The 15,106-nt window shown below is 65.3% G+C and carries 17 protein-coding genes; 13 read left to right on the top strand and 4 right to left on the bottom strand.

Going from position 1 to position 15,106, the window contains the following annotated elements; genetic code table 11:
- Nucleotides 1-440: 440 nt before the first annotated feature.
- A complete protein-coding gene (locus tag AES38_RS15520) occupies nt 441-686 on the bottom strand; it encodes a hypothetical protein (RefSeq protein ID WP_072174712.1) in 246 nt (81 codons plus the stop codon).
- Nucleotides 687-802: 116 nt separating this feature from the next.
- On the opposite strand from AES38_RS15520, the gene AES38_RS14715 reads away from it, so the two are divergent.
- The 12 genes from AES38_RS14715 to AES38_RS14660 all read left to right on the top strand — a co-directional run bounded on the left by AES38_RS14715 (nt 803) and on the right by AES38_RS14660 (nt 9,658).
- Nucleotides 803-1,075 carry a SinR gene (locus AES38_RS14715; protein ID WP_053775845.1) on the top strand — a complete coding sequence of 91 codons (273 nt, stop codon included), beginning with the start codon at nt 803-805 and terminating at the stop codon, nt 1,073-1,075.
- A gap of 700 nt (nt 1,076-1,775) precedes the next feature.
- Nucleotides 1,776-1,961, top strand: a complete 186-nt coding sequence (locus AES38_RS14710; protein ID WP_053775844.1) for a hypothetical protein — start codon at nt 1,776-1,778, stop codon at nt 1,959-1,961.
- A 297-nt stretch (nt 1,962-2,258) separates the two neighbouring features.
- A complete protein-coding gene (gene cmtR, locus AES38_RS14705; RefSeq protein WP_053775871.1) occupies nt 2,259-2,612 on the top strand; it encodes a Cd(II)/Pb(II)-sensing metalloregulatory transcriptional regulator CmtR in 354 nt (117 codons plus the stop codon).
- Nucleotides 2,609-3,292, top strand: coding sequence for a cation efflux transmembrane domain-containing protein (locus AES38_RS14700; protein ID WP_053775843.1), 684 nt, complete (start codon nt 2,609-2,611; stop codon nt 3,290-3,292). Before cmtR ends, AES38_RS14700 begins: the two co-directional genes overlap by 4 nt.
- A gap of 43 nt (nt 3,293-3,335) precedes the next feature.
- Nucleotides 3,336-3,995: a DsbA family protein gene (locus AES38_RS14695; protein ID WP_053775842.1), complete on the top strand. Its 660-nt coding sequence runs from the start codon at nt 3,336-3,338 to the stop codon at nt 3,993-3,995.
- Between the two features lie 935 nt (nt 3,996-4,930).
- A complete protein-coding gene (locus AES38_RS14690) occupies nt 4,931-5,116 on the top strand; it encodes a hypothetical protein (RefSeq protein WP_053775841.1) in 186 nt (61 codons plus the stop codon).
- 214 nt (nt 5,117-5,330) lie between these two features.
- Nucleotides 5,331-5,924, top strand: a complete 594-nt coding sequence (locus AES38_RS14685) for a recombinase family protein (RefSeq protein WP_053775870.1) — start codon at nt 5,331-5,333, stop codon at nt 5,922-5,924.
- Nucleotides 5,925-5,932: 8 nt separating this feature from the next.
- The gene (locus AES38_RS14680) at nt 5,933-7,321 is read left to right on the top strand and encodes a TnsB C-terminal domain-containing protein (protein ID WP_053775869.1); all 1,389 of its coding nucleotides are present in this window, start codon (nt 5,933-5,935) and stop codon (nt 7,319-7,321) included.
- Complete coding sequence (locus AES38_RS14675) at nt 7,321-8,124, top strand: AAA family ATPase (protein WP_053775868.1); 804 nt, start codon at nt 7,321-7,323, stop codon at nt 8,122-8,124. The genes AES38_RS14680 and AES38_RS14675 overlap by 1 nt, the downstream gene beginning before the upstream one ends.
- 109 nt (nt 8,125-8,233) lie before the next feature.
- Nucleotides 8,234-8,857 (top strand): recombinase family protein, encoded by a 624-nt coding sequence (locus tag AES38_RS14670; RefSeq protein ID WP_053775867.1) that lies wholly within the window; start codon nt 8,234-8,236, stop codon nt 8,855-8,857.
- 50 nt (nt 8,858-8,907) lie between these two features.
- Nucleotides 8,908-9,261, top strand: coding sequence for a hypothetical protein (locus AES38_RS14665; RefSeq protein ID WP_162232641.1), 354 nt, complete (start codon nt 8,908-8,910; stop codon nt 9,259-9,261).
- A gap of 49 nt (nt 9,262-9,310) precedes the next feature.
- A complete protein-coding gene (locus AES38_RS14660) occupies nt 9,311-9,658 on the top strand; it encodes a histone-like nucleoid-structuring protein Lsr2 (protein ID WP_053775865.1) in 348 nt (115 codons plus the stop codon).
- A 1,095-nt stretch (nt 9,659-10,753) separates the two neighbouring features.
- On the opposite strand, the gene AES38_RS14655 is transcribed toward AES38_RS14660, so the two are convergent.
- Complete coding sequence (locus AES38_RS14655) at nt 10,754-11,386, bottom strand: trypsin-like serine protease (RefSeq protein ID WP_053775864.1); 633 nt, start codon at nt 11,384-11,386, stop codon at nt 10,754-10,756.
- Nucleotides 11,387-11,772: 386 nt separating this feature from the next.
- Nucleotides 11,773-12,447, bottom strand: coding sequence for a pectate lyase (locus AES38_RS14650; RefSeq protein WP_256998899.1), 675 nt, complete (start codon nt 12,445-12,447; stop codon nt 11,773-11,775).
- A 377-nt stretch (nt 12,448-12,824) separates the two neighbouring features.
- Between AES38_RS14650 and AES38_RS14645 the strand changes: the two genes are divergently transcribed.
- Nucleotides 12,825-13,835, top strand: a complete 1,011-nt coding sequence (locus AES38_RS14645) for a trypsin-like peptidase domain-containing protein (protein WP_174775920.1) — start codon at nt 12,825-12,827, stop codon at nt 13,833-13,835.
- 147 nt (nt 13,836-13,982) lie between these two features.
- Here AES38_RS14645 and AES38_RS16565 read toward each other — a convergent pair whose 3' ends face one another.
- On the bottom strand, nt 13,983-14,744 hold the full coding sequence (locus AES38_RS16565) for a trypsin-like serine peptidase (RefSeq protein WP_342343913.1): 762 nt from the start codon (nt 14,742-14,744) through the stop codon (nt 13,983-13,985).
- Between the last annotated feature and the right edge of the window lie 362 nt (nt 14,745-15,106).

Below are 15,106 nucleotides of genomic sequence, written 5' to 3'. Positions count from 1 at the left end.
TGACGTCGATCTGCCGGCGGGCAGCGTGGCCCTCGGCCGAGAGCACGTCCGCACGGACAGCAGCCATCCACGCGGCCGGCGAAGTCCACGCCGGCACCTTGGCGTACGCACCGGCCGGCACCGGCAGCGACCACGACGCCGGCGCGTTCTCTGCGTCGAGCGCGCTCGACGGCTCCAACCCGGGCAGCGTCGGCTCGCTCGAGGCGTTTGCCAACCTGCGGAAATACGCACGTGTCTTGCGTGTCGGAGGTGTTGCGAGGTCTACGGACGTGGTTATGATGGGCTCGCTTCCCTTGATGTGCTCATTGGAGGCACGACGAAGGCCCGGCCCTGAGAAGCCGGTTCTTTACTCGATCCGCCGTAGACCTGTTCCGTCGCCAAACAGTCAGGGTCTAAGGCGCAGTGCTTCGGCCCCTCGCGAAAGCGGGGGGCCATGCTCGTTAAGTGGGCTCGATCGGCAGCTCCTCACGGCTTAGCGCGGTGCGCAGCCAAGACGGGACACCGTCGACTTCGAACTCCGCACGCAGATGCGTGATCGAGAGGTCGACGAAGTACGACGAGGAGATGCCCGCCGCCTTCGCCATCGCGTTTACGGCGTCACGAGACGACTCCTCGATGGTCCACCGAGGAGTCACCCCCTTCTCAACCGAGCCGCGGGGGCGTCGGGGCGTGCCCTTCTCTGTCATGCCGCCAAGGTAGCGCGGCTAGCCGCCTTAAGAGGCCGACACGCACAGCGTGTCGGCGTCTGCGGCCCCCGGCCTGGGGGCGGCCATGGAGAGCTAGCGCCAATAGCGTCTGACCCATGACCGCCATCCTCATCTCGTACGACCTCAACTCGCCGGGCCAGACATACGACAAGCTCATTGAGAAGATCAAGTCCTACGGCACCTGGGCCAACATCCTCAAGTCCACGTGGATCGTCTCAGGCCCCTATCTGACGGCGCAGGGCGTCTCTGACGCGCTACAGCCGATCCTCGACGCCAACGACGAAATCTTCTGTGTCGAAATCGACGGCAAGGCGCGGCAAGGGTGGCTAGACAAGGAGACCTGGGAGTGGATCCGCAAGGTCGTCTAGGCCACAGGGCGGACCCGTGCGGCAGGCACGACCCCGGCGCACGTCGCAGTTGACAGCGCCACGATGTCTCCCCACTACTTGAAGATGAGCAAGGCGGCGACGAGTCGGCCCGGTGGCGTCACCCCGTAGGTTCAAGGTGTGAGCTTGCTGTCATGCGTCTCTCCGACGTGGCTTCCTCCTCTACAGTTACTAGTGCATGTCTTCTGCGCGCCCGCGCGGTCTCAACCGGATCGCGGTACGCTTAGGACACATGCGGATGCGCATGTCCGCATCCTGCTCACGTCAAGGCCAGCCTCGCGCTGGCCTTCTTCGTCTCCGGCGCCGCCCACGGGGTTCTGCTGTCGAGACACAGGGCACAGACGCTCTTGTGCACCGTGACATAGTGATTGCATACGATTTGGGTACGTCGTGTGGCCGACTAGGGCCGTACGGACACAAACTCTCACCTCGAACTAGCCAGCCCACGGGCTGGCTTTTTTCATGCCCGAACACGCCCGCGAGCATCCCGCCGGCACCTTTTCGGCTAAGTCGATCCTCAGCGGCGTAGTGCCGACATGACGGCTGAGCAGCTCGAGCGCCTGTGGCGCTCTCCTCTTACGCACTCACCGCGAACTCGCCGTGCGTGCGTCCCAAACTCACCACGCCGTCCGGCGCGGTGTCACCCCGACACGCTCGCGTGTCCCCTGCGGAGAGGCTCGTCATGACGATCCTGCTTCCCGAGATCCTGGAGGAGGTGAACTTCCTGGTGTCGACGCTCGCGCCTCAGCCGAAGACGGTCGCGATTCTCGTCTTCGCGCCGCTCGTCTACATCGCTGCGCTCCGTAGGAGCGACAAGACGATGGACCGCATTGGGAAGGCCACCAAGTTCTGGAACCGCAAGCCCTAGGCCTCGCGGAACTCGAAAAAGCGCACCCTCTTCGCTTAAGGAGAGCTCTGTCTTCAAGCGTCTCAGCAGGGGATCCCTCTCCGGACCACTTCGGCGCCGAGCGTTGGCCGCGGAATCTAGCGTCTCAGGTTATGACTGTTGCCGCTTGACGGCGGTGTTCTGGTACCTCTCGATGGCGCATCACCGGGGCGAAGTATCGGGGTCAGGCCCCGTAGCGTTCCACTCGGTGACCCAACGGGGGATGCCACGATCCGGGCTTCCCTGCCGATAGGTCACTATGTGCTGTATGGTCAGTGGATGCTGACTCTTGCTTCGCGCGTGGACGTGATGAACCGGCTGGGGCGGGCCATGGCCGATCCGACTAGGTCTCGAATTCTGCTGCACCTGCTCGAGGGGCCGGGCTATCCGAGCAAGCTCGCTGTGGAGCTCGAGTTGACGCGCTCCAACGTGTCCAACCACCTGACGTGCCTTCGTGGCTGCGGGATTGTGGTGGCCGTGACCGAGGGCCGATCTACCCGGTACGAAATCGCGGACGCACACCTCACTCGGGCACTGACCGCGCTGGTCGATGTCGTACTGGCTGTCGATGACGGCGTGCCCTGCGCAGATGAGGACTGCGACATTCCGCTGTGCTGCGGGGTAACCGCATGAGCACCACCACTATCCGAACCGGTGTGCTCGCTCCCGCCCGCAGGACGCTTCTCCAGCGCCGGATCCGGTGGATCGTCGCCGCGACGATCACCTACAACGTCATCGAGGCGATCATCGCGATCACGGCCGGCACAGTCGCGTCTTCCACCGCGCTCATCGGGTTCGGGCTGGACTCGATCGTCGAAGTGCTCTCCGCGGCCGCGGTCGCCTGGCAGTTCGCTGCCCCGGATCCAGAGAAGCGTGAACGCGTCACGCTCCGCGTCATCGCGGTCTCCTTCTTCGGGCTTGCCGCGTACGTGAGCGTCGACGCGGTCCTCGCGCTGACCGGGATCCGGGAACCCGACCACTCGCCCGTGGGCATCATCCTCGCAGCGGTGAGCCTGGCGATCATGCCGTTCCTCAGCCTCCTCGAGCGGCGCACCGGTACGGAGCTCGGCTCCGCGTCCGCGATCGCGGACTCTAAGCAGACGCTGATCTGCAGCTACCTCTCCGCCGCGGTCCTCCTCGGTCTCGTCCTGAACCTCGTCTTCGGGTGGACGTGGGCAGACCCGGTCGCAGGCCTCATCATCGTGGTCTTCGCCGTCCGCGAGGGACTGGAAGCCTGGCGCGGCGACGCGTGCAAGACCCCCGTCTCCGCGCTCACCGGTGAGCGCGAGGTCGAGGCATGCGACTGCTGCTGACGCCCTACCGCCACTGTCACCGCACCACCCTCCCCGGAGACCCATGAAGCGCACCACCAAGATCCAGCTGTCCCTCGCCGCCGGCCTCGCCGTCGCGGTCCTCGCCTCGGCATTCGTCATCAGCCGCGCGCAACCGGACTCGACCATCGATGCGGACACGGTGACGGTCGTTGCCGAAAACAGCCACCGCCTCGATACGGCGCCTGAAGGGTCCGTCGTGTTCACGGAGTTCCTCGACTTCGAATGCGAGGTCTGCCTCGCCGTGCACCCCTACGTCGAGCAGCTGCGCGAGGAGTACGCTGGCCGCGTCACGTTCGTCACCCGGTACTTCCCGATTCCCGCGCACAAGAACTCGATGAACGCCGCTGTCGCCGTTGAAGCCGCCGCCCAGCAGGGGCAGTTCGAGGCCATGTACCAGCGCATGTTTGACACCCAGACCCAGTGGGGCGAGCAGCAGGGGTCCAAGGCCAGCTTGTTCCGCAGCTTCGCCGACGAGCTGGGGCTCGACCTTGCCGCGTATGACGCGGTCGTCTCGGACCCAGCAACGAAGGCGCGCGTGCAGCAGGACTTCGACGCCGGCATCGCCCTCGGCGTCACCGGCACCCCGACGATCTTCCTCAACGACACCCAGCTCGAGCTGACCTCACCCGACGCTCTCCTCGGAGAAGTCGAACGCGCCGTCACCGCGCAAGAGCAGCAGTAGCGACGCCAGAGCCTCGCGCAGGCGACGCCGCGTAGGTTCTGGCGGTGGCGATGAGTCCTCCAAGGGAGCCAAGGGCGTCTGGCACCACCGAAGCAGCGGACATGTGGGCGATCCAAGCGAGCCTGTCCCCGAGAACTCCGCCAGCTTGGCCCTCCACGCGCCGCCGGCTTTCGACAGTTCGATACCCGGGCACGCATCGCCCGTGAGACGTACGGACCGCTCGCCGGACCCTGGAGCCACACAGTCCTCATCGAATGATGAGGCTCGGACAACCCTGGCGCCCGTCGCAGTTGACATGGGCACGATGTCCCCCCACTACTTAAAGGTGAGCGGGGTGGTGAACGCGCGGGATCCGTGGCTTCACCCCTTAGGTTCAAGATGTCGGAGCTGGGCCGGTACATTGCCGCAGGGTGGCTTCCTCCCCAACGGTTAAGAGCGCACCGCGCCTGTGTGTGTCCTCGCGGCCGCGGTCGAAAAGTCGTACGATGAACTTGTCGGTGGAGAGCTATGTCCACCATCCAGGCCAGCCCCGCGCTGGCCTTCTTCGTCTCCGGCGTGGCCCACGAAATGCCCACACAGAGACACAGGGCACGAACGCTCTTGTGCACTGTGACATAGTGACGTCATACGATGTGGGCACGCCGTATAGCCGATTATGGCCGCACGAATAGGACCCCTCCCACCGAACTAGCCAGCCCACGGGCTGGCTTTTTTCATGCCCGAACGCGCCCCTGAGCACCACGTCGACAACTTTTCGGTCAGGTCGACCATCAGCGGCGGACGTCGGCCATGACAGCTGAGCAGCTCGAGCGCCCGTGGCGCTCTCCTCTTGCCCACCCACCGCGACCTCGCCGTGGGTGCGTCCCGAACTCACCGCGCCACCCGGCGCGGTGCCACCCCGACACGCTCGCGTGTCCCCTGCGGAGAGGCTCGTCATGACGAACCTGCTTCCCGAGTCCCCGGAGGAGGTGAACTTCCTGACCGCACTTGTCACCGCGATGCCGCCGCTTCTGGCCATCATCATCGGCGCGCCGATCGTGCGCCGTGTCCTCTTCGGCAAGAGCAAGGAGCCGGCTGAGCGAATCAGGAAGATCGCCAAGGCCTGGTCCCGCAAGCCCTAGGCAGCGGAGCTCGAAAAAGCACACCTCCCGCCATAGGGAGAGCTCTGTCTTCTTGCGTCTCGAAAACCAATAGCTTTCCAAGACATCGCCGAGTGCCCGTCCGAGCCGCGTCAAGCGAGCCTGGTTACTGGGGCCTCGACGTCTCGTCAAGTCATCTCACCGCAAAGTGTCTCGGGGAAGCCCGCCGTGGGCGTTTCTGAGGCAGACTGCTCGGGTGAGGCTTCTGGGATACACGCGAGTGAGCACGACGAGTCAGGATGCGCAGCTCCAGCTCGACGCGCTGGTGAAGGACGGTGTGCAGAAGCGGGACGTGTTCGCCGACGTCACCTCCGGCAGCCGGGCCGCGATCGAGCGGCCGGGGATGAAGAAGCTGCTCGAGTACGCCGAGGACGGCGACACCATCGTCGTCTGGCGGATTGACCGCCTGGGCCGCTCCATGCTCGACGTCCTCAGCACCGTCAAGCTCCTACGCGAACGCGGTGTGCAGATCCGATCCATCTCCGACGGCATCGACCCGGCGACCACCTCGGGCCGGCTGATGCTGGGCATGCTCGCGAGCCTGGCCGAGTACGAGCGCGAGCTCATCGTCGAGCGCGTCAACGCCGGCATCGCCGTCGCACGCGACAACGGGACCCGCTTCGGTCGCCCCCTGTCCGATCCGGCCGTGATCGCCGACAAGCTCCAGATCGCGACCGACGCGCGCGCCCGCGGCCGGACCGCGGAAGACGCGGCACGGCTTGTCGGGTGGAGCCGGGCGACGTTGTACCGGCACCAGTCGAACGCTGCGCGCGAGAGCGCCGCGATGTAGGTCAAGGCGTGGACGGGCTCGGACGGTGGCGGATTCTTCGGCTGCATGTCGAAGACGAGATCCCGCTCGCGGTTCTCGCCCGCACCACCGGCGTCAGCGCACGCACCCTGCAACGCTGGCACCACCTCTACCGCGCCGGCGGCATCGCCGCCCTCGACCCCCACGCGCGGGGCGACGCGGGGCGGCGGCGAACAGCTGCAGCGACGGTCGCGTTCGTCGAGCGGCTCGCGCTGACCAGGCCCCGACCGAGCATCGCGACCCTGCACCGGCTTGCCGCCGCGGATGCGTTGCAGCGCGGAGACTCGATCCCGAGCTACTCCACGGTGCGGGAGATCGTTCAGGCCCTCGAGCCCGCGTTGGTGACGCTGGCTCTGGAGGGGCCGGCGTCGTATCGGGATCGGCACGAGCTCGTGTACCGGCGCCGGGCGGAGCGCCCGAACCAGACGTGGCAGGCCGACCACACCGAGCTCGACGTCCTCATCGTCGGCACTAGCGGGAAGCCCGACCGGCCTTGGCTGACGGTCATCATGGACGATTACTCCCGTGCCATCTGCGGGTACACCGTCTTCACCGGCGCCCCTTCGGCGATGAACACCGCCCTGGCGCTGCGGCAAGCGATCTGGCGAAAACCCGATCCGGGCTGGGCGATGTGCGGGATCCCTGACATCCTCCATGTCGACCACGGCACCGACTTCACCAGCCGGCACCTCGAGCACACGGCCGCGGAGCTGCGGATCCGGATCATCCACTCCACCGTCGGCCGCCCCCAGGGCCGCGGGAAGATCGAGCGGTTCTTCGGCACCATCACCACGGAACTGCTCCCGCTCCTCCCCGGCCGCCTCAGCGCCGGGAACCGGCATCCGACCCCGGCGCTCGACCTCGCCGGCCTCGACGCCGCCATCGGGTCGTTCATCTCCACCTACAACGACCGCCCACACAAGGAGCTCGGCGTCACGCCCCGCGCGGCGTGGATCGGCGACGGGTGGCTGCCTCGGATGCCGGAGAGTCTCGTGGAGCTCGACGGGCTCCTGCTCACTGTCCCGAAGAGCCGCACCGTGCAGCGCGACGGGATCCACTTCCAGGGCCAGCGGTACCTCGCCCCTACTCTCGCGCCGTTCGTCGGCCGGACCGTGACCATCCGGTACGACCCGCGTGACATCTCCGAGATCCGCGTCTACGACCACAACACCTTCATCTGCGTCGCCGTCGACGAGGCGCACCCGAATCTGCGGATGAGCCTGCGCGAGGTCGAGACCGCACGCCGTGCCCGACGCCGGCAGCTGCGCCGGGACCTCAACGACCGCATCCCCACCACCGCCGCCGCACGCGCCGAGCTGCCCGCGACAGCACCGCCGCCGCGGCGGCCGCGGCTGCGCACCTATGAAGAGGACGGATGATGCCCGACACGTTCATCACCACGAAAGAGCACCGGCGGTTCGTCGAGTTCGCGAACGCCGTCCGGAAGGAGCAGACCATCGGGATCTGCCACGGCGACGCCGGCGTCGGAAAGACCAACTCCGCCCGCCGATACGCGCACTGGGACACTCTTGAGCCCTACGTCCACGAGTGGGGTCGGCGCGGCGCGGATGACCCCAAGCTCGACGCCGCCGCCAACCGCTCGCGCGCCGTGTTCTACACGCCCGACGTTCTACCCCGGCCGAAGGACCTCATGCGAGAGCTCGACCGCTGGACGGTCGACCTCGGCATCAGGATCGAGGATCACCAGCGCACGATCGGAAAGATCATCGGTACCGGCGGCGACGCGCGCCGGTGGGTCGAGCTGCTGATCATCGACGAAGCGGAACGGCTCACGCCCACCGCGCTCGAGCTCCTACGCGATTGGCACGACCGCGAGCACCTCGCGATCATCCTCATCGGCATGCCCGGCATCGACCAGCGCTTCCGCCACTACCCGCAGCTCTACAGCCGCCTCGGCTTCGCCCACCGCTACCGTGCCCTCGGCCAGGAAGAGCTCCTCTTCGTCCTCGACCGCCACTGGAAGCGCCTCGGCCACACACTCAACACCGAAGATTTCACGGATGTCCAGGCCATCGCCGCCATCGAACGCATCACCCGCGGCAACTTCCGCCTCCTCGAGCGGCTCTTCCCGCAGATCCAACGTGTGCTCAAGATCAACCAGTTGGAGACCATCACCGATGACGTCATCGAAGCAGCTGCCAGCATCCTCGTCACCGGATGACGACACCCATCGGCAACAGATCACCGCCTTGGAGCGGCGTGATCCACATCTCAGGTAGGTGGTCCGGCAACTGTTCCGGTGAGGGGGCCTCACCTGAGACACTTGCTGCATGACTGGACAGCTAATCGGGTACGCCCGCGTCTCGACCGACGAACAGGACGTCACCGCGCAGCGGGACGCCTTGACTGTGCTCGGCGTCACGTCGGATCGGATCTACGTCGACCACGGCCTCACCGGCACGAACCGGAACCGCCCCGCACTCGGCAAGGCGCTCGAGGCATGCTGGGCCGGCGACACGTTCGTGGTCACGAAGCTCGACCGGCTCGCGCGGTCGATCAGCGACGCGCGCACGATCGCTGACGAGCTCGCGACCAAGGGCGTCGCGCTCAGCATTGGCGGATCCGTGCACAACCCGACCGACCCGACTGGGCGGCTCCTGTTCAACATGCTCGCGATGTTCGCCGAGTTCGAATCCGACCTCATCCGCGCGCGCACCCGCGAGGGCATGAAGGTCGCCGCGAAGAAGGGGAAGCTCAAGGGCGGTAAGCCCAAGCTCTCTCCCGCCGCCGAGCGGCACCTCGTCGCGCTGTACCGGGCCGGGGACCACTCGATCAGCGAGCTCTGCGACCTGTTCTCGATTGGCCGCGCCACCGTCTACCGGGCCGTCGATCGGCACCCTGCTGAGGACGGGTCGGCGCTCGCGCTTCCCCGAGCGGAGGAGGTGAGCTCCTGATGCCATGGACCGGATTGCAGCTGCTCTATGCGGGGATGGAGCTGGTCGGCATGCTGATGACGCTGTACGGCCTCATCGCGATCTTCCTAGGCACCAAAGCGCGGTACATCGACGCGCGTCAGAAGTTGGACCGGGCGCTGGAACTCAACAGGGAGGAGGACGCGGCCATCGCCCTCGGGACCGAGGGGGATCTTGACATCATCGCCCGATTCAAGGCGCTACACGAAGCCAACGGCCTGCCTCGGCCGGCGGGCTTCGGGGAGGCATATCAGCCGGGGTACGAGACGGCGGGCGTCATGCGCGTGCTCGGGGCTGGGGCCGGGCGGGACCTCGTGATCGCTAGCGTCGGGCTGTCCCTATCCGGTGCCGCCGGAGTGCTTGCGGCGCTGTTCCCGGCGAACTAGCCCAGCTCCCTAGACTCCGAGTAGAGGAACCGACTGTCGGGGGGCATGCATGGCGAAGCGGACGATCACACAGCTCGTCGACGATCTCGATGGGACTGTCCTCGGCGAGGACGGCACGACCGTTTCGTTCTCCGTTGACGGCACGGACTACCTGATCGACCTCTCCCCCGATCACGCGGCCGAGCTACATGCAGCGTTTGCCCCATTCATCGCGGATGGCCGGAAGGCCGCCGGCGGCCGGCGAGGGCCGGCGCCGCATCCTCTGTCGAAGGCGGCAGCGAGCAGCAGCGCCGCCGAGCGGAGCGAGGCACGCGCGTGGCTCCGTAAGAACGGGCACCAGGTCGGCGTGCGGGGGCGGATCTCTGCGGAGCTGATGGCCCTGTTCCGCGACCAGTAGGCGTTCGCGGCGACGCCCTCTCCGCCCGGGGGCGGAGAGGAACGCCACGCTATCGCTGGGGTCAGAACCCGAGGTAGGGCCTGAGCAGCTCCCACACGACCCGGGCGACGATATGAGTGGCTACGCCAACCAGTCCTGTCAGTGCCCAGTCGGTGATGCTCTTCTTGGGTTTCGGTACGTCACTCAAGGGCTGCATCTCCTTCCTGCTACTGCGCGCATTGGAAGGAACTGTGCTTCGGAGAGCCCACCTTGCAGGGAGCGAAGGGGGTGGCATACCATCTACCTGTCACGACGGATGTTGTACCCATCCGAAGTTGCTCTTACCAAAGAGCGGATGATCAAAGTTGTTGCGAGAGGCCCACTGCCAGGTGGGCCTTTCGTGTACCTCTGGTCCGCCGGATCCGATGACGCTGGTTCCGAGGCCCGCACAGCCGGCCTAGACATCAGTCTCAGGGCACCTACTGCCAGAAGGCAAGCTCGACGCGCCGACAAGCGCAAAAGAATTACATGGTCGAAGTCCTGGTCAAATCATGATTTTTGTACAGGATCCTGGACACCTGGCCAGGATCCTGGGCACCTTGACCCCAGCGGCACTGCCTGTCGGTACAGCCCTCTGCGCTCGTAGACGAGCGCGGCCGGACGCTCCCACGTGATGGAATCGACGAAGGAGAGCACCCGGTGAACACGGTCCGGAGCAGCAGCGACGGCCTGGTGCGCGACGGCGGATCCCGCCTGTGGGCGCACCTCGAGGCCGACTACTGGCGGATCTAGGTCGAGGACCGGCCCGTGCTCGAGTACGTGATGCAGGTCCGGGCGGAGCTCGCCGACCCGTTCGCGTACGAGGTCTATGCGCACGCCTGCAACGAGCTCGGGCATGGATCCGGCTCCGACATGAGGACTCGTTGAACTCGGCTGTGGCGCCTACCTGTCCCGCAACCGACGATGAACACGCCCACCTAAGCACCCCCTTGTGGGCCACGGTTGCGGGACGTGTACGGCCGCGGTGCTCTGCGTCAGGGCCTGACCGGTTGCGGGACGTCCCACAACCCAAGACTTGCGGGACACCTGGCATCTAGCCGAGGAACGACGCGGGGATCAGTTGGCAGGTGCGAGGGTGTATCTCGACAGTTCGTGGAGGACCTGCGCCATTGGCGTGTAGACGATGAAGTGGGTGTTCGGGACATCCCCGGAGATGATGCCGAGGAGTCTCCTGTCCTTGCTGACGACCGGGCCGCCTGAGTCGCCGGGCCGCAGCGCCCCTACTACGGCCGACTGGCCAGCCGCCAGGTGCTCGTACGCCCTGCGGGTCCCGACAGGCAGGCTCGTGGGCTGGAAATCGCAGATGACGCCCGTGACGTGCCCGCTCGTGCAGAACGTGCCGGTAGCCGACGGGATTCCCGTGCCCGCGATCGCTCGCCGCCCGACGATTGGAGAGGGGGGTGCGGTCATGAACACCTGACCGTTGGCTCGGGGGGTAAAGGTTTGGATCGGGCTGCACGTCGCGGGGGTGGAGAGGCCCGCGCAGTGCAGTGCCATGTTGTCGCGCGAGGGTGACACTCTGACCAACTCGATGTCAGATGCTGCGGACTGCCAGACGACGTCTCCGATGTCCTGCTGCGCGAAGTAGATGGGTGAGTTGAGCGGTGCGCAGTGCTTGGCGAGGACGAGGTAGCGGACAGCACGCTGGTACGGGGTGAGTCGCTGGAAGATGCTGCTGGGGACGAGCACTGCTCCGACGCTGCAATAGCCGTTTGGAACGCCGACTTCAGATCCGGCGATGATGGGGAAGTTCCCTCGGTCCGGGTTGCTGAGTCCGTTCGCGTAGGCGGGCGTTCCTACCGTGCAGGCCAAGGCGAGGGCCCCCAGTAGAGCGAGAAGAGCAGCTCCTATTGAGCGTTTGCGCCGGATGGCGTGAAGGCGAGCGGGCATGAGTTCCTCCGTAGCGTGGGTTGTCCGCTGTGGAGCGGTCGACGCGAGCGTAGGTTGGCACCCCCGCTTGAGGAGCTGTCTCTACACAGAGACGCGACCCGGCAGAGCATCAACGTGCGATCGACGACGACGCGAGGCAGGCGCGTCTTGCAACCCAAAGGTTACGAGACCCGACGCCCATTACCTCATCCGTGTTCGAACAGGATGGTGGCGTAGCTGAAGTCGCACACGCCCGGGTAGGGGTCTCCGCTCCCGCCAGGGACCTCCTTAGCGGGTACGCCGCGGCCTCCGATGGTCCTGTCGCAGACCTGCATGCGTGTTCCGCGGATGGTGACGTGGTCGAGCTTGGCTGTGTCGCTGAAGTTCTGATTGACTCCGGCGACCTTGTAGCGGCCACCGTCGATGAAGACGTCACTGACCACGATGTGCCGCGGGTATTGGTGCGGGCAGTCACCGCAGGAACGCGCGAGCGAGCCGATGTCGGACGCGGCAAAGTGGGAGATCCGGACCGTGCCCGCACCATCAATCTGAACGACCTTGTCGTACGCGTGCTGAACGCCTCCGCCCTGGATAGTGACGACGGAGGACGCTGGGGATCCGTCGAGCAGCGTCACAGCGTCCTCCCCGACGTGGCTTGACCACATGTTCACGATGGTGCAGGAGGCTTCGCAGTGGATGCCGTCGGCAGCGAGCGGGCCGATGATCACGTTCTTCACCGTCCCTCCCGGGTGAACGAGGATGACCGGTTGCTGGAACTCGCCACGCCCTGAGGTCGACCCATTGAGCTCCGCGTCGCCGTAGTCGACGGTTTGACCGGCGGGCACTTCGTACGGCGTCGCCCTCGGCGGCTTCACCGACATGGGCGTGGGGAACGCTGGAAGACTCGAGATGGACGACCCTTGGGTGGGTAGCCCTGCAGCGTAAGCCGAGGAAGCAGGCACGGAGGCGGTGCCTGCACTAGCGAGGAGGACGACGAGCACAGCAACCCAAGGTCTCATGAGGAGCTGATGACGTTGGGCAAAGAGGAGTGGGGGCATGGCAGAAAGTCCTTCAATGGAGCGCTCATGCCGCGATGGTCGCGGATGGCGAGACGTTAGTGCGCAATGCCTTCCCGGCGGGTGGACCATCCACCTCTACTGGTGACCTGTGCGATGCGCCCCCGTTGCGGGGGCGTTTAAGGCAATGGTGTGCTGTTCGCTGATCTGCGTTCACTTGCTCGCGAGAACAGGATGCTCATATGGCTACACGCACTCGCTCCACCCTCACAGGCGCGGCAACATGCGCCACGCTCGCCCTCACCCTCATGGGTGCGGGGGCTGCGACTGCAGCAACCCCAGCGGCACCCACCGGGACGCTCCGACACACCATCTCGAGCACCGAGACCGCTGCTGCCGGTTCTGCGTGGTCTCCCGCTCGAATGCACGCTGCCGTCACCAACTCCTTCGTCGATCCCGACCCCGCCGACGGGAACCCGCCCACCGTCGCCCCGGACAGCGCACTCGCCACCACGAGCACGATCGACGCGTCCGTCGTGAGCGGAACAGCGTCGCCGCACGTCTCGGAAACCACGCCCGTACCAGGGTTCGCCGCGAACGATCACCTCGGCGTCGTCTTCTTCCGCAGCGGTGGCATCGACCAGCGCTGCACAGGAAACGTGGTCGTCTCCGATTCTGGCGATCTCGTCGCCACGGCTGGCCGCTGCGTATCGGCCGCCAAGGGCGCATTCGTCACTGACCTGGTGTTCGTGCCACAGTACGACGGGACCGCCCCCAAGGGCATCTGGCCTGCGACTGCTGTCACGGTCCAGTCGCAGTGGGTCACGGGCAGACAGGTCGACTTCGACACGGCCTTCTTTCAGGTCAAGGCACCCGTCAGTGCAGCTGCGGGTACGACCTTGTCCTCCACTGTCGGCGCCTCTGGCGTCCGCTTTGCCGGCCAGGAGGACGACGACGACTACCGCTCGACCGGATACGCGCTCGACGGCGGGCACGACGGAACGAAGCCCGTCAGCGTCGAGAGCACGGTCGAGCCGAACCCCTGGATGAATAAGGACTACGCCATCGAAGGGATCGAGACCGACCTCCGAGCCGGCATCAGCGGATCCCCATGGGTCAACACGGACGACGACTCCGGCGACGTCCAGCGCAGCATGACCACCTTCGCGTACCACCAGTTCACGCACGCCGCATTCGGCCCCCAGTGGACCGCCACCCTTCACGCCACCTACCGAGCCGCAGCAGCAGCCTAGCGACACACCAGCGGGGCTCAGGCACAGTCGGAGCCTGAGCCCCGTTCCGTTGCTCCTAAAGGCAGATGCCGAGCGTGGCAGTGCTCAAGCCCCATACCAAAGCACTGCCACGCTCCGCATGCATGAATGGCCTATATGAGCAAGACTCTAGCGCCCCCAGGTGTCCACTGTTCGAAATACCTGGTACTCGGCGTCGCCCCAGGGCGCAAACGTCATGACGCTATGTTCCCCTCGGGGCATAACGGAGCTCACAACCCCTACCTGCGTACCATTAACCCCCTTTCCTGATTCATGATAGACAGGCCCACCGGAGCCCCCGCCCACCATGGCGCAGTCATTTATGCTAAGAAGTGAAAATTGGGAAAAACGACGGTACCCATTTCCCGAGCAAGTCAGAAGAGGATGCGACGTGAATCCTGATACCTGTTCGTAACCAAATGCTTCGTAATGCAACCCCGTATTTGCAAGACCAAAATTGGTAGCGGTCGCGCCAGCCTGATCGGCCAGGTATTGCTTGGCACCGAGCCAGGATCGCTGAGGCTTTAGCTGGACAAATCCTGCATCGTGCTGCTGGTCCTCCTGGTATCGCCAGGCTCGCGGGACCTGATATTCGTTGGCGCCCCACGTCAAAAGTGGTTTATTAGCCCCATCCCAGGCGGGAATAAAGCGAAGGTTGGTACTAAATTCACCATTGTGATAAAGGCAGTGTCCGGCGGTCGCTATGACCAGCTTCGAGTCTGATTTAATAGACGACGCCGTGCAAGCATAATCTTTGCCACCCGCGGTGTAATAAAGTCGCCCGATCCAATAGACGGGCTCGAAGACGCTCGTGGCCGCGCTAGCATCAATGGCCGAACTTTGCTTTTTGGGCGCGGCCGTCGCCCCATCAGTGGGCACTGCCGCCGCCATTCTGTCCGGAGTCCAGTAGTTTTCAGATTCTGCGGCATCTGCATCCGAAAAGCTTCTGCCCGTGTCAGACGCACCGCTTTCAGACCCTGAGGCCAAGCTTGCGGCTCGAGCGCTTTCACCACCAATATCATGGGGCCCGCAAACCAGAGCCAGCCCGATTCCGATGGACAACGCCGCCATAGACGCCGCATGCCTGCGCCTTGAATATATCTTTTTCATATGGTTCCCTAAATATCTAACGGACAGTATGTGGTTACTATGGGTATGCACGTGCATAGATCTGGATGCGCGGGTCACCGCCCGATGTTGATCTTTACGTGGCCGATTGGCGAACCATGCGACTTATCAACATCTCGAACGTT

The sequence above is a fragment of the Clavibacter capsici genome, assembly GCF_001280205.1.
Lineage (GTDB): Bacteria > Actinomycetota > Actinomycetes > Actinomycetales > Microbacteriaceae > Clavibacter > Clavibacter capsici.
Note: the sequence above shows the minus strand (reverse complement) of the source record. Positions and strands in the feature narration are given on the sequence as shown.